At 33.8% G+C, this 23577-nt stretch carries 15 protein-coding genes and 1 pseudogene; 4 read left to right on the forward strand and 12 right to left on the reverse strand.

The features are described 5' to 3' along the window. Positions 1 to 519: 519 nt before the first annotated feature. Both CW752_RS04095 and CW752_RS04100 read left to right on the forward strand, forming a co-directional pair. Positions 520 to 1527 (forward strand): helix-turn-helix domain-containing protein, encoded by a 1008-nt coding sequence (locus CW752_RS04095; protein ID WP_101238499.1) that lies wholly within the window; start codon positions 520 to 522, stop codon positions 1525 to 1527. Positions 1528 to 1557: 30 nt separating this feature from the next. Next, on the forward strand, positions 1558 to 1965 hold the full coding sequence (locus CW752_RS04100) for a type II 3-dehydroquinate dehydratase (protein WP_101238500.1): 408 nt from the start codon (positions 1558 to 1560) through the stop codon (positions 1963 to 1965). 156 nt (positions 1966 to 2121) lie between these two features. On the opposite strand, the gene pckA is transcribed toward CW752_RS04100, so the two are convergent. The 6 genes from pckA to CW752_RS04130 all read right to left on the reverse strand — a co-directional run bounded on the left by pckA (position 2122) and on the right by CW752_RS04130 (position 11224). Beyond that, positions 2122 to 3738 carry a phosphoenolpyruvate carboxykinase (ATP) gene (pckA, locus tag CW752_RS04105; protein WP_101238501.1) on the reverse strand — a complete coding sequence of 539 codons (1617 nt, stop codon included), beginning with the start codon at positions 3736 to 3738 and terminating at the stop codon, positions 2122 to 2124. A gap of 127 nt (positions 3739 to 3865) precedes the next feature. Next, positions 3866 to 4771 carry a GYDIA family GHMP kinase gene (locus CW752_RS04110; RefSeq protein WP_101238502.1) on the reverse strand — a complete coding sequence of 302 codons (906 nt, stop codon included), beginning with the start codon at positions 4769 to 4771 and terminating at the stop codon, positions 3866 to 3868. A gap of 9 nt (positions 4772 to 4780) precedes the next feature. Next, positions 4781 to 5656 (reverse strand): ACP S-malonyltransferase, encoded by an 876-nt coding sequence (gene fabD, locus CW752_RS04115; RefSeq protein ID WP_101238503.1) that lies wholly within the window; start codon positions 5654 to 5656, stop codon positions 4781 to 4783. Between the two features lie 70 nt (positions 5657 to 5726). After that, a complete protein-coding gene (locus CW752_RS04120) occupies positions 5727 to 7661 on the reverse strand; it encodes a LysM peptidoglycan-binding domain-containing protein (protein WP_228401611.1) in 1935 nt (644 codons plus the stop codon). 38 nt (positions 7662 to 7699) lie between these two features. After that, positions 7700 to 9286, reverse strand: coding sequence for a bacillithiol biosynthesis cysteine-adding enzyme BshC (gene bshC / locus CW752_RS04125; protein ID WP_101238505.1), 1587 nt, complete (start codon positions 9284 to 9286; stop codon positions 7700 to 7702). Between the two features lie 12 nt (positions 9287 to 9298). Next, on the reverse strand, positions 9299 to 11224 hold the full coding sequence (locus CW752_RS04130; protein ID WP_101238506.1) for a putative porin: 1926 nt from the start codon (positions 11222 to 11224) through the stop codon (positions 9299 to 9301). Between the two features lie 319 nt (positions 11225 to 11543). On the opposite strand from CW752_RS04130, the gene CW752_RS04140 reads away from it, so the two are divergent. Further along, the gene (locus tag CW752_RS04140; RefSeq protein WP_101238508.1) at positions 11544 to 12218 is read left to right on the forward strand and encodes a hypothetical protein; all 675 of its coding nucleotides are present in this window, start codon (positions 11544 to 11546) and stop codon (positions 12216 to 12218) included. Between the two features lie 288 nt (positions 12219 to 12506). Here the strand turns inward: CW752_RS04140 and CW752_RS04145 are convergent, their stop codons facing one another. The 6 genes from CW752_RS04145 to rimP form a co-directional block, all read right to left on the reverse strand. Then, complete coding sequence (locus CW752_RS04145; RefSeq protein ID WP_133121647.1) at positions 12507 to 13307, reverse strand: hypothetical protein; 801 nt, start codon at positions 13305 to 13307, stop codon at positions 12507 to 12509. A 20-nt stretch (positions 13308 to 13327) separates the two neighbouring features. After that, a complete protein-coding gene (locus CW752_RS04150; protein ID WP_101238510.1) occupies positions 13328 to 14860 on the reverse strand; it encodes a RagB/SusD family nutrient uptake outer membrane protein in 1533 nt (510 codons plus the stop codon). Between the two features lie 12 nt (positions 14861 to 14872). Next, positions 14873 to 17797, reverse strand: coding sequence for a SusC/RagA family TonB-linked outer membrane protein (locus CW752_RS04155; protein ID WP_101238511.1), 2925 nt, complete (start codon positions 17795 to 17797; stop codon positions 14873 to 14875). Between the two features lie 306 nt (positions 17798 to 18103). After that, positions 18104 to 21052, reverse strand: coding sequence for a translation initiation factor IF-2 (gene infB / locus CW752_RS04160; protein ID WP_101238512.1), 2949 nt, complete (start codon positions 21050 to 21052; stop codon positions 18104 to 18106). Between the two features lie 77 nt (positions 21053 to 21129). Further along, a complete protein-coding gene (nusA, locus tag CW752_RS04165; RefSeq protein WP_002982960.1) occupies positions 21130 to 22365 on the reverse strand; it encodes a transcription termination factor NusA in 1236 nt (411 codons plus the stop codon). A 17-nt stretch (positions 22366 to 22382) separates the two neighbouring features. Next, the gene (gene rimP / locus CW752_RS04170; protein ID WP_101238513.1) at positions 22383 to 22850 is read right to left on the reverse strand and encodes a ribosome assembly cofactor RimP; all 468 of its coding nucleotides are present in this window, start codon (positions 22848 to 22850) and stop codon (positions 22383 to 22385) included. 215 nt (positions 22851 to 23065) lie between these two features. Between rimP and CW752_RS04175 the strand changes: the two are divergent. Next, a pseudogene (locus tag CW752_RS04175) lies at positions 23066 to 23577 on the forward strand (UDP-glucose/GDP-mannose dehydrogenase family protein); the annotation flags it as partial.

Consider the following 23577-nt stretch of genomic DNA (forward strand, 5'->3'; position numbering starts at 1 on the left):
TTGGGATCAAGCCATTGCAAAGGCAATGGCTGTAAGTAAATTGTGTCTTATTCATCTAAGAATAACTTTTAAAATTAATAACATGTTTTCCTAAAACTCAGGACATGTTATTGTATATAAGGACATTTGTGTTGTTAATTTCAATAAGAAAAATAAAAAATATTAAAAGTGTATTTCAATCTAAGGCTTTCATTAATCTTCTTTTAAAAAAAATATCATCATTGTTTTGTATGCTTTTTTAATATTTTCACTAAATTTCCGTTTGAAAAAAGAAAATATTACACACCAAAAAACACCAGTTAATGCACCCAATAAAATTGAAAGCTCATTGATTTAGTTTTTATTTTTTGTTCATTACCATCTTACACAGCAAAGCTATATCATAAAAGAATATAAAAGTAAAGAGGTATGAATGAAAATCCAGAAATTAGCTCAAAGAAAATAATAAACTGAATAACAACCTGTTACAAAAATGATTTATTAAAAATCATTGTTACACCCATACAACATTAATTTTAGATGACTGCATTGGATACTAAAAACGAAGAAATAGAGAAGATAAAACTTGAATTGATGGACAGATACATTATTCTTATGACGTCTATCTTAATAATTTATTTTCTTCTTTTCACTTTTTATATCAAGTATGAAATGATGTCTTGGTATCTCGCTATGGGGATAAGTCTATTAGCGATTTGGTATCCTATTATTCGAAAAAAATATCCTGCTAATCAATTAGTAAAATCGTACCTGATACTTGCACCAATCTATAATTTTTATATTATGCTTGCCTATTGGAATAATTCAGTTGCAGGATTTTGCTGGTTATTGCCTATACCCTTAGGAGCATATATTTTCTTTTCTAAAAGAACAATTGTAGGATTTACCATCTATACTTTAGCGACGATTCTCATCGCAATTATTGTAGGTAATACTTTTAATTTTAATTTTCCCGAACATACTCAGAAAGAGGTTATGTATACGGATATTCTCTTATTTGTTTCAAATTTTCTGGTCATTACTTTATTAATTTATTATAAGGATAAATTAAAAAGACAAGAACTTATTTATCAAATCAGAGATAAAATAAATAATACAGAGAATGTGGAGAATATAAATGACTCCAAAGTTTCCTCGGACAGCATTATTATAGATATAGAAGGCATGGAAAAACTGTTTGAAAAAATAGAAACAGCAATGAAGCAGGACATGCTTTTTAAAGACATCAAATTCAACCTCTCAAAGCTAAGTGTAGTTTTAGATATCAATAGTTCTTATATTTCTAAAGCAATTCGTTATAAAGGCTACTCTAATTTTAATACTTATCTTAATATCTATAGAATAAACTATATAAAAAAGCTGTTCACAGAAATTGATTTTCAAAAAACTACTCTAATGTATGTCTATACGGAAGCCGGCTTTTCTAATCAATCTACTTTTAATAGAGTTTTTAAACAAATAGAAGGAATTACTCCTTCTGAATACATACAACAGAACTTAAAAATTGACAACACTCAAGATCTATAGAAAATATTTATCTTTGGGTAAATTCTTTATATGAAAGTTTTAATTATCAACGGACCTAATCTCAATCTTTTAGGAACCCGAGAGCCAGAAATTTACGGTACAGTTTCCATGGAAACTTATTTGGAAAACTTAAAATCTGAATTTCATTCCCATGAATTAAAATATTACCAATCCAATATCGAGGGAGAAATTATCAACAGACTTCAGGAAGATGATTTTGATGCTGTGGTTATTAATCCTGGAGCTTTTACCCATTATTCTTACGCTATTGCTGACTGTTTAAAAAATATTCAGAAACCGAAAATTGAAGTTCATATCAGCAATATTTATAAAAGAGAAGAATTCAGACAAAAATCGGTTACAGCAGCCAACACTGATGCCGTATTATCCGGATTTGGTATGGATGGATACCGATTGGCTATCCTGAGCTTAAAGTAAATCAATGATTAATTTTTTGCTCGCAGATTAAGCAGATCTCAATGTTAAAAGCTTATATATTTATAACGTAATTATCTGTAAAATCAGCTTGATCCGCGAGAGGTAAAATAAAAAAGGCTCATCAATGATGAGCCTTTCAATTTGTATAATATCCTATTAGATAGTTTGTTCTTGTAATTGAGGACCTGAAGCAATTAATCTCTTACCTTCTTCAGTATCACAATACTGCTCAAAGTTTTTGATGTATCTCGAAGCAAGGTCTTTTGCTTTCTCTTCCCATTCTGAAGCATTTTCGTAAGTATCTCTAGGATCTAGAATACCTGTAGAAACGTTCGGAAGTTCAGTAGGAATTTCAAGATTCATAATTGGAACCTGCGTTTTAGGAGCGTTGTCAATAGAACCATCGATAATTGCATCGATAATTGCTCTTGTATCCTTTAAAGAAATTCTCTTTCCGGTACCATTCCAACCTGTGTTTACTAAATAAGCTTTAGCACCATATTCTTTCATTTTACCAATCAATGTTTTAGAGTACATTGTTGGGTGTAGTGTAAGGAATGCTTCACCGAATGCCGGAGAGAAAGATGGCTGAGGCTCAGTAATTCCTCTTTCAGTTCCTGCTAATTTAGATGTATAACCACAAAGGAAGTGGTATTGAGCCTGATCTTCGTTCAGGATAGAAACCGGAGGAAGTACCCCGAATGCATCAGCTGAAAGATAAACGATCTTTTTAGCATGACCAGCTTTAGATGGTAATACAATTTTGTTGATATGATAAATTGGATAAGAAACCCTTGTATTTTCAGTGATAGATCCGTCTGTATAATCTGCTACTCCATTGTTGATTACAACGTTTTCAAGAAGTGCATCTCTCTTGATTGCAGCGAAGATATCTGGTTCTTTTTCTTCCGATAAGTCAATAACTTTAGCATAACATCCTCCTTCATAATTGAAAACTCCGTTGTTATCCCAACCGTGCTCATCATCACCGATCAAGTATCTTTTAGGGTCTGCAGACAAAGTTGTTTTTCCTGTTCCTGAAAGGCCAAAGAATAAAGCGACATCACCTTTTTCTCCTACGTTAGCAGAACAGTGCATTGACGCCATACCTTTTAATGGAAGGTAATAGTTCATCATAGCAAACATTCCTTTTTTCATTTCGCCTCCATACCAAGTACCACCAATGATCTGTAGCTTTTCAGTAAGGTTGAACATAATAAAGTTTTCAGAATTCAATCCTTGAGCCTCCCAGTTAGGGTTTGTTGTTTTAGAACCGTTGATTACTGTGAAATCCGGCTCTCCAAAGTTTTCAAGCTCATAATGAGAAGGACGAATGAACATATTAGTAACAAAATGCGCCTGCCATGCTACTTCAACGATAAATCTTACTTTAAGTCTCGTATCTGCATTCGTTCCGCAGAATGTATCTACTACATAAATCTTTTTAGATTTAGCAAGCTGGTTCAGCACTAGTTCTTTACAAGACCCGAAAATTTCTGCAGTGGTAGGTAAGTTTACTTTACCATCCCAGAAAATTGTATCTCTTGTAACATCATCCTGAACAATATATCTGTCTTTAGGTGAACGACCTGTGAAAATTCCTGTTTTTACTGATACCGCGCCCGATTCCGTAAGTTCTGCTTTCTCAAACCCCTGATTTTCAGGAGAAACTTCAGCCTGGTATAATGCTTCATATGAAGGATTATACACGACTTCATAGTTTCCTTTAATCCCTAATTTCTCTAAATCCTGGATGATTTTAGTGTTTTTCATTTTACTTATATTTTCTATTTCTTTATTGACTTCAACAAAAATAATATTAATTATTTGTTAAAGACGGTTTAAATATACTGATATAAGTCAGAATGACAAATAAAAAAACAGGTTTATAAAATATTGATTATAAATCAATTATATCAGACCATTCAAAAACAGTTGTAAAACCTTTCTCCCAAAAATAGTCTTTAAAGCCCCCAAATTTGGCACTCATTACAAAATCTCCACCCCAAGCTCCTAAGCTTTTGATAAAAGAAGGGCAATTTGAGAATATTTTTTCTTTAACTGTAGGAATTTCAATGAAATGGGATATTTTTTGCTCATGAATCATCATTAATTCAGAAAATTTTTCCAATTCATTGCATAATAAAATTTTCTTTGTGATATCTGAAAATTCATCAATCAATTCCGGTGACTTCTTTTTCGATTTATAAAGATTGATTCCTTCCCTACTATCCTGCTTTTGATTGAGATGAATAAAAATCAATTCATTTTTAAAAGAAGGATTAAAGTTAACCTTCTCATATCGAATCTCAGGCTTGTTTTGGAAAAGAACCGCTGATTTTTCTTTAGCAACAGCAATATCATACCCGCTTCCTCCTAAACTAATTGTATTTAGATAGAAAGGATCTACTCCAGCCCATTCTGCAAGGTTATTCATTAAGGTGGAACTGCTTCCCAGTCCAAAATCTGCAGGAAATTGAAGGTTGGTTTTTAAACGATAGGTAATGCTATTTTTGAATTTAGTTTCAGAAAGCTGCTGAACATTTTTCAATGTTTTTAAAATAAATTCAGCACTTGAAGGAATATTGGTTTGTAGAATTTGCCAGTTCTTATAATCAATAGCAGCTGTTAACCAAAGTTTATTTTGATGATATGCCTCCCAGAAGATCAAGGATTTTTCATCATCTTCCTCTTCAAAGAAAAACTCTTGTCCCAGCTTGGTTGGTACCGCTAAGACAAGAGCTCCGTCGATCGCGAAATATTCTGAAGTAAGCATCAGCTTGCCCGGTGAAAATATCGCGTTCATATTTTTTTATTAGATAGCAGAAGTAGACTCTACTGACCCGTCAATTTTTTTGATTAATCCCTGCAATGTCTTACCAGGTCCAACTTCAACGAAGTTAGAAGCACCATCTTTAATCATATTCTGAACAGACTGAGTCCATTTTACAGGACCTGTAAGCTGAGCGATAAGATTTTGCTTGATCTCATCAGGATTTGTCACTGCCGTAGTCGTGATATTCTGATATACAGGAATCGTTGCTTTTCTGAATTTTGTTGTTTCAATAGCAGCCGCTAACCTTTCTTGTGCGGGTTGCATCAATGGTGAGTGGAAGGCTCCGTTTACAGGCAATAATAAGGCTCTTTTTGCCCCAGCTTCTTTCAGCTTAGCACAAGCTTCTTCCACTGCCGGTGTCTCTCCGGAAATTACTAACTGCCCGGGACAGTTATAATTTGCAGGCACAACTATTCCGTTGATTTGTGCACAAATTTCTTCAACTTTAGCATCTTCTAATCCTAAAATTGCTGCCATAGAACTTGGATTTGCATCACAAGCTTCCTGCATAGCTTTTGCTCTTTCCGACACCAATTTCAACCCGTCATCAAAGGATAAAACTCCATTGGCAACTAATGCTGAAAACTCTCCTAAAGAGTGACCTGCTACCATTTCTGCTCCAAGCCCGTTTACAGCTTTTAATGCAGCTACTGAATGTATAAAAATTGAAGGTTGGGTAACCTCTGTTTTCTTAAGATCTTCATCCGTTCCGTTAAACATAATCGAAAGAATGTCGAAACCCAAAATTTCATTGGCAGATTCCATCAGATCTTTAATATCTTTTCTAGAATCGTACAATTCTTTTCCCATCCCTACGAACTGAGAACCCTGCCCAGGAAATACAAGTGCTTTCATGTAATGAATTAAATATTATGCAAATATAATTATAATGTTAACAATATTCTTTTAAAGTGTTATAAATCATTTAAGGAACCAACCTGATTACTCTGTAACCAGTATTCACATAAGCTCCGTTAGCTTTAGATCTTACAAACTCAAATTTGGTTGCCAACTGAGTCTGAACTTTATTCATCTGCTTAAAGATTTCACCTTTTTTATTTTCTCTGGTTAACATATCGTTCACCACGTCAAAACCTACGATCGCATATTTTGGAGGAATCTTGCAGTATTTACTTTTATAAGCTGCTAAGATTTCTTTTTCAAAGTTACCGTCAGTATTGATTTTTCTATCCATCAGATATACCAGGCTCGCCTGGCTCAAATCGTCCACTTTCTTTTCGAAAACTGGTGAATAGAACATACTGAAAGCTTTTACTCCTTGAGCTTCTTTAGAAAGACTGATGATTCTATTGGCAAAAGCATCTCCCATACCATCGTTATCGTTCGCCAATACTGCAATAACCGGAGCAGATTGCCCTGTCATCATATTTTGATCCAATTGAATCTCAGCAGGGGAATTCACGATAATAATATTAGGATTTTTCACCGCTTTTTCAAGACCTGCTTTAATATAGTTGGCATTTTCTTTTTTAGAATCTGCAACTACATATATTTTTTGATCTGAATAAACTGCTTTTACTTCTTCAACGATCTTATCCGCATAGGTTTGATTGTTGGTTTCAACAATAATTAAATTGCTATAGTTATAAAGTTCCGGTGTGTTGGCAAATGGTGCTACAACCGGTATTTTTTGATTTTTAGTAAAATCCAGTACATCAATTACATTGGATTTGAAGAATGGGCCAATGATCAAGTCTGTATTTTCAGGATTAATTTGAGTCAAAGAATTTCTGAATGAAGCCTCATTTCCTGAATCCACAACTTTGACATCCAGTTTCTGACCTCCTCTGGCATTTCTTTCAATGGCAAGTTTTGCTCCTGTTAAAAAGTCCATTGCCATTCCTCTATATTGTGTTTCATTGGCACTATATCCAAAAGGCAGCATCAATACCACGCTTAAGGCATCACCATTTTTCTTTATATAAACAGGATCTTGTTTTTTAATTTTTAAAACCATTCCTGTTTTTAATCCATGGGCAAGATCAGGGTTAAGCGCAATTAATTCATCAATACTTATTCCAAATTTATTAACAATAGAGAATACGGTATCTCCTTGCTGAACAGTATATGTTACATAATCATCTGCAACTGTAACATTAGAAGCTGCTGGTGAAGTATTTCCGGAATCCATTTTCTCTTTTGAACCTGCTACCGGCTCTGCAACAGAATTTGTATTGGATTTTTTTAATTTAATAGTTTCACCCGGTTTTAATCCTTTCTCTTCCAATCCCGGATTTAAAGCAAAAAGATCTTGCTGGCTAATTCCAAACTGTTTTGTAATTCTGTAATAATTATCTTTTGCCTGAACCACATAGGATTCTGTGTCAGCAGACGCAGGAGTTGGTGTTACAGGTTTTTCAACGGGAGTTTCTACAGGTTTTTCAGTAGCAATCACTTGTTGGCTGTCACCGTATTTTTTGATACTGGCAAGAGGTAAGGTAATCTCATCTCCAATTTTCATGTGGGAATCCAATTCGGGATTCAGTTTTCTTAAATCAGTTTCAGAAATTCGGTATTGTTTTGTAATCCCATAGATGGTTTGCTTTGGTTGCAAAACAATTTTTCCAAGTGCTGAACTTGGAGCCGTTTTTGCTTTTTCAGCCACAACAGTTTTAGTAACTGCCGGAGTTGTTTTATCTGCTTTTATTGTTAAAACATCTCCAATAGCTAATTTTCCGTCTTTAAACTTTGGGTTTAGCTTCAACAATTCATCTACAGTCATTCCATACTTCTTTGCAATATTGTAAGGGTTATCACCTTGTACAACGGTATGCGATTTCTGAGCTGAAACTCCTAAAACCATACATAAACTGGATAGAATAAAAAACCTCTTTATCATATTAGATAATTATAATTTACAAAAATACTCCTTTAAAATTAAATGGCAACAATTATTAATTTGGATTCTTGAACCACCATCTCTTCCAAACAATTTTCAAGCCATGAATACCCAAAATCTGAAAAGAGTACAGAAAAGTTGTAAACTCTTTCCTGCCAAGTTTTGGAAGGATGTACATCTAAAAACAGATTTTCAAGTCTTTCCAGTAATTCGTTTTGCTTAATCTTTTCTGCATGAAGCAATCGTTTCTTCATTCTTTTAAAAGATTTGAGTTGTCTCACCTCTTCAGCCGTCACCATATTTCCAAATGACTTTTCTGTAGTTTCAGCTATGGATTTCAATTCTGAAAAGTTCTTAATCAGAAGTTCTTCTTTTTCATCCAATAATTGTAAAATGGCATTATCTTTCAAAATCACCTGATTGGTAATTGTTGTAAAATTGTGGAAGAAATCTTCTATTTTAAGGTTTAATTTATCTATTTTCCTTAATGTTTTCTCTTTTAGGAAAAGCATAGAATTCCTTGGAATCAAAATTGGAAAGGGAATATTGATCGTCGAAAAATAATCTTTAAGTTCCAGCCAATACATAATTTCTGCATTCCCTCCAATATAAGCCAGATTGGGTAATACTTTTTCCTGATACACGGGACGCATCAATGCATTCGGACTGAATTTTTCAGGGTGATTGTCCAATTCTGCTATTATTTCTTCTTGAGTAAATTGCAACTGAGTATCCACTATATTGTACTTTCCCCCATTAAAATCAATTCTATCTCTTGTTTCTGAAAGATAAAAAAGATTAATTTCACGTGGATTTACCTGAACTTTACCATATTTTTTCGTTAGAAAATCTACTTTACTCTTTGTTTCTTTTTGTAGCTTAAAGTGAAGAAGTTCTTCTTTAAAAACATCTTTAATTTGCTCTTTAAGTTCTTTAGAATCCCCGTCCAGTATCAATAATCCAAATTCAGAAAAAAGACGATTTACCAAAATCTTGATAGCCTGAGTTAAAGTATTTCCAATTTTATAGGCTTCTTTTAACATCAAAATTAATTCTGTCCCAAAAATAGAGTCCTTAAACTCTTTTTCAAATTCAGAAATAAAATAAGTATCACTAATTTTAATTCTTCCTACCGGTCCGCCAGGCTTTTCATTAGATTCGTAATAATTATTTTCGGTTTTAAAATGATTAATCTCAGCAAAATCATGGTCTTCCGAAGCCATCCAATATACCGGAACGAAATTAAAATCCGGAAAATTTCCCTTCAGATACGTGCAGGTTTTAATGGTCTGCAAAATTTTGTAAACAAAGAATACAGGCCCTGAGAATAAATTCAGCTGATGCCCTGTAGTAATCGTAAATGTATTAGGTAATGTAAGGTTATCCAGATTTTCTTTTTGCTTTGAAGATAAAGTAAGATCTGAAAGTTGTTTTACAAATACATCCGAGATAACCTCTCTTTGATCTAGTGAGAAAGATTCTTTTTTTAATTGAATCTGATGGTTAAAGTGTTCTAAAGAAAATGTATTATTTTCAAAACCCTCAATCTTTTGATTCAAAAAATCTTTTATCAATTGAGGTATGCTTTCTATATCGCTAAATGATATTTTATTAATTGTTTTCAACCTGTACTATTTTTAGTTGAACAAATACCACACGATTCCAATGTTTAATCTGAAATCATACACTGGATAATGTGGAAATGCATATGATTTATTATTAGAAATAACAGTTCCGATTTGTTGGCCCTCTATAAAGAAGAACATTTTTTTAACTTTCATATTAATATAAAGATCCATAATGGGTTGCCCTCCTATAGAGAAAGAGTTTGCATTAGGAAGAATATATTCATTAAGAACCGGGAAATAATCTCTTGAGGCGAACTTAGAGAAATAATAGACTTTCAATCCAGCCTGAACTTCTGCTGCATTTTTAAATGCTCTTGTCTGATAAAAGAAATTTGCTCTTCCGATAAAACCTGGTAAAGGAAGTAATTCTTTATTGGTTAAAGTATTTTGAAAGTGCAATCTTGTATTTAAATGGAATTTACCATAGCTAAATGTAGCTTCACCCCCGATCTGAGAAATATTCAATGAACTCTCACTTTGTTTTGGGTTTCCAGTGTTGTCTAAGTAAGTATAATTATCGATTCTGAAATAGTTGGCAAAAAGTTCTGTTTTAAACCATTTCAAATTCAGGCTTCCACCAATTTCCATTACCGATTGATTTTTTGCATTTTCAAGGTAATAATTGAAGTCGCTATAAACCGATGTATTCAATAAATAATTAAATGACGGATAAGCGCTTTGAAAATTCACTTTTGCATTAACAAAGTAATCTTTTATAGGTTCAAATGTCAGATTATTGGTCGTTTTAAGATAACTCTTGAATTGGCTTCCATTTGAAAACTCTAAAAATGATTTAAGCTGAACTTTGTCCCAAAGTTTTACTTCCAAATTACCTACTGCCCCAATTCTATTTTCTTTAAGCTCATTTGGGAAAGGGGCATCAGTTGCAACAACATCTTTAATTCCGAATTTAATCACCTGATAACGTACTCCGGCATCTAGTTTGAATTTTTCATTATTAAAAACCAAGCTTACGGTATTGCTAAGATTTTCAGAATATTTTTTTGTTGTTAACGGAAATCCGTCAATCAAATCTGTTGGATCTGTATACCAGTAACGTTCCGCCGCTCCCTGATTATAATAGTATTTATTTCCCTGATGAAAAATCGTATGCCTGATACTGAAAGGAAATTTTTCCGAATTGAAAGGGGTAAACTGATGGCTCAAATAATATCTCCTGTAGGCGAACTGTGAACTGGTAGACGCCAGATTCACCTGAGCATTTTGTCTGTTTTTATAATTACTGTCACCACTTTGAAATAAATTATCTTCAGTGATCCCTCCACTTTCCTGATTGTTTACATTTTGATGCAGATAGTGGGCAAAAAGCTCATATTTCCCATTTTTTGAAACATAATGCCCGGAGAAGATTGTATTGTTATTCGCTGCTAATGAGTTTCTATAAAGGCCTTGAGAACGTAACCCCATATATTCAAGAGCGAAATTGAATCTTTTTCCAATATTCTGAGTATACGTAGATTTTAGCGCAGCCCCATTTCTCATGGCATTATGGTAAATAAATGATGCTGTTGGTGTTTTTACATCATAATATTTTACATCATTTGCTCCCAAAATCATATAGGATTTATTGGTAGGCAATAGAGAAAGATTTTGTTCTTCATTCACTTCAAAGATAAGCGGATTGTAGCCTGAACCAATATTTGCAGGCTGCACTTTTCCAAAGTTATCTTTGTTGTTTTGCTGTGTAAAAATATATGTTTTGTCAAAAGTCATCACCGTATCAAAAACTTTCTTTTCAGAAAACTGTGTCTGATACTGATAATCATTAATTGTTGGCTTGAAAATTTTTAAAGAATCTTTTTTTCCGGAATCTATGACCAGAGTGTCTTCTTGTTTTTGCAAAGGTTTTTCAGGTTTGATCTGAGCATTTGCTGCTAAACTAAAGAAGATGATTATGAAAAGGATATACTTCATTGTTGACTTTTGTAAGGCAAAAATAAGAAAAAAAAGAAATGGCTTTATTTTAAAAAGTGTCACTTTCATAGAAGATAAGTATGATCTGTCATTTCTAATTCTACCAATAATATCTGGTTACAGTCTTATCACGTATGGCTACATTCGCTATCTACAAGTAAAACATCTGTAAAAATACATGAAATTCCCACTTAATTTCCTTCATAAAAATTAAGTAAAATATTAAAAATTCTGAATATATGTTTTTAGCTTAATTTAAAAACATATAATTTTATTAAAATTATTTTGTAAATTCACAAACAATCCTAATCATTACCTTATGAAAACTATTTCAATTGGAGTATTTTTATTTATTTGTTCATGTTATAACTCACAAACATTATTATCTTTATACGGAACAGGTCTTGTTCCAAGTAATAATTCTGTAATTGGCAGTAAAAAATCTGATAAATTAACTTATGACGAAATAGAGGGGAGTGCATATTATGACAAGCAATTCTCAGTTGCCTCCGTATCTCCAAATTATGAAGATGTTCCAATAAGATATAATACATATAACGATCAAATAGAGTTTAAAAAAAACGAGGAGGTAATGGTTTTGCCAAAAACTGACACTTTTTCAAGAATTACATTTAGGAATTCGAAAAACACTTTAGTTCTTTTAGATGGAGCCAGTGGCTCCAAAGAGTACTATTTTGAAATAATTAAAGGTAAATATTCTCTTTACAAAAAGGTAAAAACAAAGTTTGTAGATTTCATTCCCGCACCTACTCCATATCAAACGGATCAGCCTGCTATGTTTAGAACTCTAGAACCCGCATATTATATACAAACAGATAATCACCTTGTTGGTAATTTTAAATCTCCTAAAGACATTATTACCCAACTTCCAGAAAATAAAGAAGTCCTAAATAAATTTTTCAAATCGAATAAGATTAAAATTGACAAAGAAGATGATTTAATCAAGTTCGTCAATTTTCTTAATCAGCAATAACTTAAAAAAGATTCATTTTCTATAAAATGAATCTTTTTTTATAAGTCTTTTGGCTTAAATATTATTTGAAGAGAGTATTCTATTGCAATAAAAGTAAACTTTTAATATCAAAGAAATAGACATACATATTGAATGAGATAAATGAAGTCCATTTATTTCTACACAAATCAAAAAAACGCCCCAACAAAAAACAGCCACCTCCCAAGAAGTGGCTGTAATATTATAATACTCTAATTTAAAGTCGATTTACATATAAAATCACGTGAAGAAAACTCTTCGATCAACTAATTAGTGAGGTGTAAAAATACATCTTGCAGTGAATGGATCAGTGAATAAAGACTGTCCTACCACCATATCTATAACACCTGTATTTGGATCATATGTACCTGTTCCTCCTTTCCCATATGTCACATCACTTTTAAATGTAACAGTTTTACAAGTAATTGTAATTACCCCTGGGTGAAGATACTGATTATTATAACTTGAATTTCCAGTGGCCCAAGCAACAAACATTGGCCCCCATGATGAATTAACTCTAAACTGGTTAGTTGTACCAGCTACAGGTGTTAATGTTTGCTGGTGAGAAGGAGCGTTGTCACCAAATGCTATTACATTTACATCATATTTTAATGGGAAGTTTGTTAATGGACAAGAAAGTTTAAATGTAACTACAACTTGTTGATTAAATGTAGCATTATGTAAAGAATTAGATTTAAGAGTAAAAACAGCCGTTTTTCCTGCTTCAGCTCCAGCTTCTTTAACATTAATTTTAAAATTCCCCAATGCAGTCCCAGATTTTAGAACATCAGTTCCTTTAACAATGGTAAAGTCAGTACCTAAAACAGCAGTAGATTTACTAGCATCAAATACCAATTCAACATTATTATCTTGATCAACAGGCTTAACAACACCATAAGTAACCAGATAATCTACACTTTTGGTATTTAAAACAACAATTGCAGTCTGCTCTGTTTTATCGAATTCTAATAAAGAATCCCCTCCATATTTCGGCTCATCATCATACCTACATGCTATAACAGTAAGACCAAAAACGATAAGAACCGAAAGAAATTTAAATATATTTTTCATTTTTATAACTTTCATTAAGATTAATAACCAGGATTTTGAACAATAGAAGGATTACCTAATACTTCAGTTTGAGGGATAGGCATTGTCCATCTATAATCTGTAATACTTAAAGTAAGTGGTGTATCTACAATATCGTCTGTATGATTTCTATCAATACTAACATTTGCTTTTGTAGCTTTACCTAATCTTCTTAAGTCAACATATCTAAATCCTTCAAAGCAGAATTCTACTCTTCTTTCCTTTAAAATATCACGATATGCTTCTTGTTGTGTAGAATAAGATAATGCAGGTGCTGTTCCAGCAAACCTTCTTGCATCTCTTACCTTTTTAACATTAGCAGCAGCTTCAGGTAAATTATTTTCAGCAACAGCAGCTTCCGCAAGGATCATGTACATTTCAGAAAGTCTAAATACTTTCATATCATTTCTAAGTGGCGTATTACCTTTACCTGGATATTTATCAATCACTAATACATCTGTAAACCTATAATCCGGATCAGTATCATATGTAGCACTTACCAAAGATGTTGGATCTATAAATGCCCATCTTCTCACATCATAAGTAGGATCCATTAAGTTAAATAGGTTTCTTCCCATATCTAAAAGCGGAGAACCATTAAGATCGGTAGTATTTGTAGTAAAAAGATTCGCCACATTCCCCCAACTACCAGCAGATGGTCTGCTTAAAGCGAAAATAATCTCCCCTTGGGCAGCATCGGCCCACATTTTTCTATATGGATTTGTTGTAGATGCCGAATAAAAAGATGTATTAAACGAAGCACTTCCTGGATTTGCAGGCATAGGTGTTGCTGCAGCTAAGGTATAGCCTCCATTAATTACAGCTTGAGCATATTGTTTTGCTAAAGTATATTTTTCTCTATATGCATACATTCTAGCTCTGATAGCGTTGATCAAGTTCTTCGTTACAAAATAATATGTATTTCCTGATTTAAGATTTGCTTCAGCAAAGTTTAGATCACTTTCGATTTTAGCATAGATTTCACCATTAGAGATTCTCGGAAGTTGAGCATCAATCTGAGGAACTCCTTCTACCCAAATTACACCTAATGCACTATCATCGGCCATATTTGTAGTAAAATAAGATTCCAATCTTAAATATGCAAGTGCCCTCAAAGTTCTTGCCTCTGCTAAAATAGAATTATATTCTGCCTCTTCTCCTGTTTTTGGAGTTATTGTAGTGGCAGCTCTCAACAATCTGTTAACACGGTTAATTGTTAAATAACTATTAGTCCATATCCCTGCTACTTGCCCAGTAGCACTATTCAAGATATATCTATGCTCTGCAAAATACCAGCCTGAATTTCCAGGTGTTATACCTACTTCATCAGTAAACGCAGATGTCAATTGTATCTCATTTCCTGTATCGAATGATACATATATATTTCCATTTAAAAAAGATCTCAAATCAGAAACTTTCTGAAGGGCTACCTGCTCAGTCAATTCCCCATCTTGTACGATATCAATTGCATCTTTACAAGAAGATAGAGAAAAAGCAATAGCAACACCATATATTAAATATTTTATTTTTTTCATTTTATAACTTTTTTAGAATTCAATATTTGCACCTAAACTCACGGTCTTCATATTTGGATAAACTGACAAAGAATATGTGAAGTTTGGTTCCGGATCATACCCTCTCCATTTAGTCCATGTAATTAAGTTTTCAGCCTGAAGGAATACCTTCATTCCTTTAACAAAAGTATTCTGAAGAACCGATTTAGGTAAAGAATATCCAATTGAAACATTTTTTAACCTTACAAATGAAGCATCTTTTAAAAATCTATCTGAGTAGCCCAGTAACTGAAGGTTTGTTGCTTTTAAAGAAGGAATATCTCCTGTTACGTTAGTAGGAGACCAAGCATTTAACATGTCTGCAGATTGGTTCCAAGTACCAATACTTGATGGATCATATAACCATTGCATTGCATTATCATATTTCCAAACTTTAGCCTGATAAGTAAAGTGAGCATCAACAAAAACACCTTTATATTCAAAGTTTAAACCAAATCCTCCACTCCATACAGGATACATATTTTTACCTGTAGCTCTTGCATCTGTTGTATTATTAATAGTCTCTGTTGGGTTACCATTAATATCTTCATAAAGAGCCTGACCATTAGCTGGATTAACTCCTAAATACGGTGCTAAAAACCACTGATCAACAGGCCCACCCACAACATTTCTAGTTGATCCTGCAATATCATCCTTAACTAGAGATAAGATCTTGTTTTTATTATAAGCTGTATTTCCATAGATTGATAATTTAGTATTTTGATTTTGAATGATATTATATCTTAACAATACCTCTACCCCTCTATTTTGAAGTTTACCGTTATTACCTTTTATTGATGTTGTCCCTGTAATAGCTGATAAGTTTATATCATTATATAAATCTTTTGTTGTTTTATCATATACATCAATATTTCCTTCTAATCTTCTATTCAATAATCTGAAATCTAATCCAATATTTGTTTGTGCCAAACGCTCCCATCTTACGTCAGGATTAGCGAAAACCCCAACTCCTAATGCTCCCGCAATATTATTATAACCAGTTCCTGCAACATAAGTATCTCTAACAAGATTAGTTCCCACTAGCATTGGATTATTTCCAGCAGTTACAGCAATAATATTCTGATTACCCTGCTCACCATAAGAAGCTCTTAATTTTAACATATCAAATATAGATCCTTGCATGAAGCTTTCTTTATCAATATTCCATCTTCCTGCAATAGACCAGAATGTGGCCCATTTATTCTCAGAAACGAATCTGTATGACCCATCTCTTCTTATCAATGCACTTACTCCATATTTACTATCATAGTCATAATCTACGGTAGCAAAATAAGCCAATGCTCCAGCCTTAATTTTACTAGCTGACGCACTAGGAACGTAATAAACAATTGGTGATCCTCCACTAGGGTTAGCATAGTATACAGGATCTACATAGCCAGTTCCTGCTCCGAATACCCAGTTTATAGGATTTAAACCAGTTCTTCTTTGAGAAGTTCCATTGTAAATTACCTTAAGATAATCCAAATAAACACCTCCATTAATAGTATGCTTATCTCCAAAAGTCTTATTAAAGTTTAAACTTGTGATAGCATTATAATTAAATTCTCTCGTTTTTGAAAAGTCCTCAATACCTCCAAACGGATTAGGATTTACTGTTGCATTGGCTCCTCCTGCAGCTGTTGCAATAGCTAAATAATTCCAAGGAGCTCTTGCAAAATTAGTTTCTTGATACTTATAATCAACTCCAGATTTGTGATTTAGCGTTAAATAATTAGTTAATTTATAAGCTAAATTAATGTTTGCGACAATACCTGTTTCCGTTCTTTCATTAGGCATGGAACCTTTTCTTAACACATCCTCAAGGGAATATATATTCTTACCTCCATCAAAATTAGTTCCTATAGCATCATATACTTGCCATCCGTTTTGATAAATTCCTGATTGTAAATATGGAAGTCCGGCATTAGCACCGTGTAATGGGTTCTGAATAGAGTTATTACTAATATTAGCATTAGTTTCCTCATCAAGCTGATGTCTTTTTGAGAATGACAGAGCAACTTGAGCACCATAAGTAAATTTACCGTTTTCAGATTTACCATTTAAATTATTTCTAAAAGTGAATCTTTTAAAATCTGAAACATTAGAAACAATACCTGTTTGATCAAAATACCCTAACGATGAATACAAGTTGACATTCTGTCCTCCTACAGTCATAGCGACATCATGTTTTTGGGTAAAACCAGCATTAAAGAAGACTTTTCTCCAATCTGTATTTACAGCATAGTTGTTAATTTGAGCATCCGTAAGAGTAGCTCCCAAACCAGCACCTGCTCTCTTTTCTAATGTTAATATTTGTTGGGTATTGGACATATTATAATCAGTCTTTGGTAAGAAGCTGACCCCAGTAAATCCATTATAAGAAAATCTCATTGGAGAGTTATATTTACCTCTTTTAGTATTTATAACAATAACTCCATTTGCAGCTCTGTTACCATAAATAGATGTTGCAGCTGCATCTTTAAGAATTGAAGCAGATTCAATATCACTATCATTTAAGTTTCTGTACTGAGTTGCATTAGAAATAATACCGTCAATAACATATAAAGGTTCAGACCCTGCACTTAAAGATCCTACCCCTCTAATAATTACATCAATTTTACCAGATCCTGGCTGACCTGAAGTTGAATTAATTGTCAACCCCGGAGCTTCACCTTGTAAAGAGTTCAAGAAAGAAGTTGTAGGTCGATTTTCAAACTTCTCCGCAGTAACAGTTGTAGAAGCTGTTACATCTTTCGCCTTTGTTGACACTTTACTATACCCCAATACAACAACTTCATCAATTTTTGTCTCTTTAGCCTCTTTATGCTTTAAAGTGTCGCTTGGTTTTTTTTGAGCAAACACAGCTTGGCCTGTAAAAAACAGCACACCAGCTGTCAATACACGTAGTTTAACATTCATATTAACAAATTTTAATATATTTTAATAAGCAAATATGTTAATAAATATTAATATTCACAAATAACACCACAGTTTAAATATCGCTTTTTTTTAACATTTAACTCATATTTTCAATCAAATAAATGAAATTCAACAACGATAAGTAATTTTAATTTAATAAAAAATAATTTATTTGCAAGAATACTCGATCTTAACAGATTATCAATAATGCAAATAATATTATTTAGAATAATTATAAATTAGCAAAGTATTAAAAATAAAAAAACCACTTTATAAAAAAGTGGTTTTCACATATTTAGGATATAATTATTTCAATTTTTTCTTAACTGCTACTTCTTCGTAAACTTCAAGAATATCTCCAATTTCTATATCGTTGTAGCCTTTCAAATTCAGACCACATTCATAACCTTTGGTTACTTCCTTCACATCATCTTTGAAGCGCTTCAAGCTTTCCAATTCTCCATCAAATTTCACAATTCCATCTCTCAACAGACGTACTTTTGACTGTCTTGTAACTTTTCCGGTAAGAACCATACAACCAGCAATCGAACCAACTTTAGAAATTTTAAATACTTCACGGATCTCAACATTACCAATAACCTGCTCCTGAATTTCCGGAGAAAGCATTCCTTCCATCGCTTCCTTAACTTCATCAATCGCTTTATAGATTACAGAATATGTTCTGATTTCAATTTCCTCACGATCCGCAAGCTCTTTTGCATTAGCACCAGCTCTTACGTTGAATCCAATGATAATGGCATCTGATGCTGCCGCTAAGTTGATATCAGATTCCGTGATTTGTCCTACACCCGAGTGAAGAATCTTTACGCTGATTTCTTCTGTTGATAATCTTTGCAACTGGTCAGATAATGCTTCTACTGAACCGTCCACGTCACCTTTAAGGATAATATTCAATTCTTTGAACTCACCTAAAGCAATACGTCTACCTAATTCCTCAAGCGTTGTATGTTTTTTCGTTCTGATAGAAAGTTCTCTCTGTAGCTGCTCTCTCTTATTAGCAATAGCTTTACCTTCACTTTCGTCAGTATAGACACGGAATTTATCACCCGCTGTAGGCGCTCCGTCCAAACCTAAAATAGTTGCCGGAATAGAAGGCCCTGCTTCTGCGAGGTTTTTCCCTCTTTCATCAAGTAATGCTTTTACTTTACCGTGGTTTTTACCTGCTACTACATAGTCACCTACTCTTAAAGTTCCGGTTTGTACTAACATTGTTGCCACATAACCTCTTCCTTTATCAAGAGAAGCTTCAATAACAACACCATTAGCTGAACGATCCGGATTAGCTTTTAGTTCAAGCATTTCTGCCTGTAATAAAACTTTTTCCAGTAACATATCTACATTATTACCGAACTTAGCAGAAATCTCCTGAGCTTGAACATTTCCACCCCATTCTTCCACTAAAACCGGAGGATTCAATCCAGAAAGCTGTTGACGAATGTTGTCAGGGTTTGCATTTGGTTTATCTACCTTGTTGATAGCAATAATCATTGGTACTCCTGCAGCCTGTGCGTGAGCAATTGCTTCTTTTGTTTGTGGCATTACATCATCATCGGCAGCAATTACGATAATTGCAATATCCGTAATCTGGGCACCTCTTGCTCTCATTGCCGTAAAGGCTTCGTGACCCGGAGTATCTAAGAATGTAATTCTCTGACCGTTTTCCAATTTCACATTGTAAGCCCCGATGTGCTGAGTAATACCTCCGGACTCTCCTGCAATTACGTTAGTTTTTCTAACATAATCCAGTAATGAAGTTTTACCGTGGTCAACGTGTCCCATTACAGTAACTACCGGAGCTCTTGATAGCAGGCTTTCTTCAGTATCGATTTCATCTTCTGCATCTGTATCTTCAAGATCCGCATCAGAGAATTCAATCTTATAACCGAATTCATCTGCTACTAGTAATAAGGTATCAGCTTCAAGTCTTTGGTTCATGGTAACCATTACCCCAAGTGAGAAACATGCAGAAATTACTTCTGTTGGCGAAACGTTCATTAAGCTCGCTAATTCACCTACTGTAATAAATTCTGTAACCTTAAGAGTTCTGTCTTGTGCCTCAAGTTCTTGTTGACGCTCATCCTGTTCTCTACGGAAAGTTCTTTTGTCTTTTCTGTGTTTTGCAGATTTTGACTTACCTCCTTTATTAGTAAGTTTCTCTAATGTTTCTTTGATCTGATTCTTAACTTGTTCATCAGTTAATTCAACTGGCATCACTCTTTGACCAGGTCTGTTGTTTTGACCGCCTTTCTTGAATCCACCACCTTGGCCACCTTGACGATTTCCTCCCTGGTTATTTCCGAAACGGTTTCCACCTTGACCTCCCTGGCCTTGAGGACGATTTCCTTGTCCACCTTGCCCTTGGCGATTTCCACCTTGTCCACCGTTATTGTGCTGACGGTTTCCTTGGCCCTGGCCACCTTGGTTATTATTTCCAGAATTTTGATTATTCCCTTGGCCTTGTTGGTTATTCTGACCTCCGGGTTTTTCAATTCTCTTTCTTTTTTTCTTAGCACCAGCTCCTGGTTTTGGTGCAAATTGAGTTAAGTCAATTTTTTCACCCACGATCTTAGGACCGTCCAGTTTCTGATAAACAGTTTCAATTTTTTGAGGTTCCTGATTCTCAGGTTCAGCTTCCACTTTTGGAGCTTCTATTTTTTTCTCTTCTACCACTGGTTTTGGAGTTTCTTTTACAGGTTCAACCGGTTTTTCTTCTTCTTTTTTCTCCTCAATTTTTGGTTTGTCTTTTTTCACAGGTCTATTTCTAGATTCTATCTGAGACAAATCAATTTTATCCAAAACTTTAAATTCCTGCTTTTCAGGAGCAGCTTTTACTTCCGGTTCTTCTTTCACTATTTCTTCTTTCTTTTCTTCCACCGGTGTCGCTACAGGAGCAGCAGGGGTTTCTTCAACTTCAGGTTTAACAGGGTCTAAATCTATTTTACCTAAAATCTTAGTTTCTGGTTTATTTGCTTTAGCTCTTATCACTTCAGGGGTTTTCTTCTCTTCAATTTCCAGTTTTTCTTCCGGAACTTTAGTGATCACCACCTCATGGGAAGCCTTTCGTTGTTCGCCATCTTTAGCAAACTCAGCCTCCAATGCAGAATATGCCGATTCTTCCAATTGAGCGTTAGGATTGCTTTCAACCTCGAAACCCTTTGACTGTAAAAATTCTACTAATCTGGACATCGAAATGTTGAATTCCTTAACCGCTTTATTTAATCTAATTTTTGGCATCTATATTATTTACTGTTTTTTAATTTTTAAAATTAAAGTATTTCTTTTTTACTGTTTATTAAAATTTATTTAAAATTTTAATCTTCAAATTCTTCTCTTAGAATACGTTTAACCTCCTCGATTGTTTCTTCTTCAAGGTCAACCATATTTAAAAGACTCTCAGTTTCTTTATCTAATACTGATTTTGCAGTAGTAAGACCTACTTTCTTAAATTCATCCAAAATCCACTGCTCGATATCGTCGTTAAATTCTTTCAATTCAACATCATCATCTTCGCTGGACTCTCTGTATACATCAATTTCATATCCTGTCAACCAAGAAGCCAGTCTGATATTTTGACCTTGTTTTCCGATTACTTTAGAAATTTCTTCAACAGGTGTATAAACTAATGCATAGTTAGTTTCCTCATTGATTTCAATTTTGTTAATAGTAACATTTCCTAAAGCTCTCTTCACCAAAATCTCAGGGTTTTTAGACCACTGAATAACATCGATGTTTTCATTTCTCAACTCTCTTACAACCCCATGAATTCTGGATCCTTTAACTCCAACACAAGCTCCTACAGGATCAATTCTATCATCATAAGCATCTACTGCAATCTTTGCCTTTTCACCAGGAATTCTTACCACCTTTTTCAGGATAATTGTTCCGTCTTGGATCTCAGGAATTTCCAGCTCTAATAACTTCTCAAGGAATTTAGGTGCAGTTCTGGAAATAATAATCTGTGGTTTAGAACCTTTAAAGTCTACTGTTTCAACAATAGCTCTGATATTCTCACCCTTTTTAAAGAAATCGGATGGGATCTGGTTTTCTTTTGGTAAAATAAATTCATTCCCTTCATCATCCAACAAAATCACATGCTTGTGACGGATATGATGGATTTCTCCTACTACAATTTCCCCGATCTTATCTCTGAATTGTTCATACAGCATTGCATTATTATGCTCTTGAAGTTTTGTAGCCAGAATTTGCTTAAGGGTAAGAATATTTCTTCTCCCCAACTGAGCAACAGGAATTTCCATTGTAAAGTCTTCACCTACTTCGAAGGTAGGGTCAATCTTTTTAGCCTCAGAAATTTCAATTTCCAAGTCATCATCTTCAGACATTTCGTCCTCTACAATTGTTTTATTTAAAAATATCTGAAAATCTCCTTTATCCGGGTTTACAATCACATCAAAATGATCATCTGAATCGAATCTCTTTCTCAAGAGTGTCTTCAGTGAATCTTCAATAATTGCCATAAGATCAATCTTACTGATCCCTTTTTCGTCTTTAAAATCACCAAAGGATTCAATCAACGCTATATTATCCATCTATTCTTTTTTCTTTTTTAAAATTTAATTACTACTATTGCCTTTTTGATCTCAGAGTAAGGAATTTCTTTCTCCTCCTCCACATCTACCTTCCCTTTTCCGATATCTTTCGGTTTTCGGTAGCGTAAAACAAGTGTGATCTTTTCGTCATCTACTTTTGACAATTCTCCATCAATCTTAGAAGAATCTTCCAACATCACTTCGATCTCTCTTCCTATGTTTTTGCTGAACTGTCTTGGAGTGGATAATGGCTCGCTCAATCCTGCCGACATTACCTGAAGGCTGAAATCGTGTTCTTCACGATCCATATTAAATTCTATTGCGCGGCTTGCATCAAGACAGTCCTGCAAAGAAACTCCATTATCACCATCTAAAATCACTGTAATATCATCCCCTGCAGAAATCTTTAGATCAATAAGAAAAAGATCCTTTCTGGTCTCAAGGAATTCATTTAATAATTCTTCAATTCTTTTTTTAAACTCCATACATTCTTTTATCTTGATTTACAGTACGAAAAAAGGCTTTCTTGCGAAGCCTTCCCATTTTTTCCGTAAATCCATTGCAAATATACGCTTTTTTTCCAAAAATGCAAAATTATCTTATTATCAAGCAAATAGAAAGAATTTCTTTTACAATAATTTAAAGAAGCAAGTGAAAGTATTTTTATTATTTTTGTCTTTGAATTTTAAAAACAAACATTTTGAATATAACGATTGTAGGAACAGGTTATGTAGGATTAGTTACAGGAACTACTCTGGCAGAACTTGGCAATTCAGTATACTGTGTTGATATTGATGAAAAGAAAGTAGAAGGTATGAAAAACGGCATTGTTCCCATTTATGAGCCGAACCTTGAAGAAATGTTCCTTAGAAACATCCAATCTGAAAGATTATTTTTCACAACCAATTTAAAAGAAGCTTTAGACAAAAGCGAAGTTATTTATCTTGCCTTACCTACTCCTCCGGGAGAGGATGGTTCCGCAGACCTTTCATATGTATTAAAGGTAGCAAATGATATCGGAGAAATGATGACTGATTATAAAGTTGTTGTTAACAAAAGTACAGTTCCTGTAGGAACCGCAGACAGAGTAAGAGAAACCATATCATCTAAAACCAGTATCCCGTTTGACGTCGTTTCCAATCCCGAATTCCTTAGAGAGGGATTCGCTGTAGAAGACTCTATGAACCCATCAAGAGTTGTAGTAGGTGCAAG

This window comes from Chryseobacterium sp. PMSZPI, from assembly GCF_002835665.1.
Taxonomy (GTDB): domain Bacteria; phylum Bacteroidota; class Bacteroidia; order Flavobacteriales; family Weeksellaceae; genus Chryseobacterium.

Bases quoted from the DNA above. Each gene is read 5' to 3' on its own strand.
- CW752_RS04155 (WP_101238511.1), bottom strand. From the start codon at position 17,797: ATGAATGTTAAACTACGTGTATTGACAGCTGGTGTGCTGTTTTTTACA.
- CW752_RS04145 (WP_133121647.1), bottom strand. From the start codon at position 13,307: ATGAAAAATATATTTAAATTTCTTTCGGTTCTTATCGTTTTTGGTCTT.
- CW752_RS04100 (WP_101238500.1), top strand. From the start codon at position 1,558: ATGAAAGTTTTAATTATCAACGGACCTAATCTCAATCTTTTAGGAACC.
- pckA (WP_101238501.1), bottom strand. From the start codon at position 3,738: ATGAAAAACACTAAAATCATCCAGGATTTAGAGAAATTAGGGATTAAA.
- CW752_RS04140 (WP_101238508.1), top strand. From the start codon at position 11,544: ATGAAAACTATTTCAATTGGAGTATTTTTATTTATTTGTTCATGTTAT.
- infB (WP_101238512.1), bottom strand. From the start codon at position 21,052: ATGCCAAAAATTAGATTAAATAAAGCGGTTAAGGAATTCAACATTTCG.
- fabD (WP_101238503.1), bottom strand. From the start codon at position 5,656: ATGAAAGCACTTGTATTTCCTGGGCAGGGTTCTCAGTTCGTAGGGATG.
- rimP (WP_101238513.1), bottom strand. From the start codon at position 22,850: ATGGAGTTTAAAAAAAGAATTGAAGAATTATTAAATGAATTCCTTGAG.
- CW752_RS04150 (WP_101238510.1), bottom strand. From the start codon at position 14,860: ATGAAAAAAATAAAATATTTAATATATGGTGTTGCTATTGCTTTTTCT.
- CW752_RS04120 (WP_228401611.1), bottom strand. From the start codon at position 7,661: ATGATAAAGAGGTTTTTTATTCTATCCAGTTTATGTATGGTTTTAGGA.
- CW752_RS04130 (WP_101238506.1), bottom strand. From the start codon at position 11,224: ATGAAGTATATCCTTTTCATAATCATCTTCTTTAGTTTAGCAGCAAAT.
- CW752_RS04095 (WP_101238499.1), top strand. From the start codon at position 520: ATGACTGCATTGGATACTAAAAACGAAGAAATAGAGAAGATAAAACTT.
- CW752_RS04110 (WP_101238502.1), bottom strand. From the start codon at position 4,771: ATGAACGCGATATTTTCACCGGGCAAGCTGATGCTTACTTCAGAATAT.
- nusA (WP_002982960.1), bottom strand. From the start codon at position 22,365: ATGGATAATATAGCGTTGATTGAATCCTTTGGTGATTTTAAAGACGAA.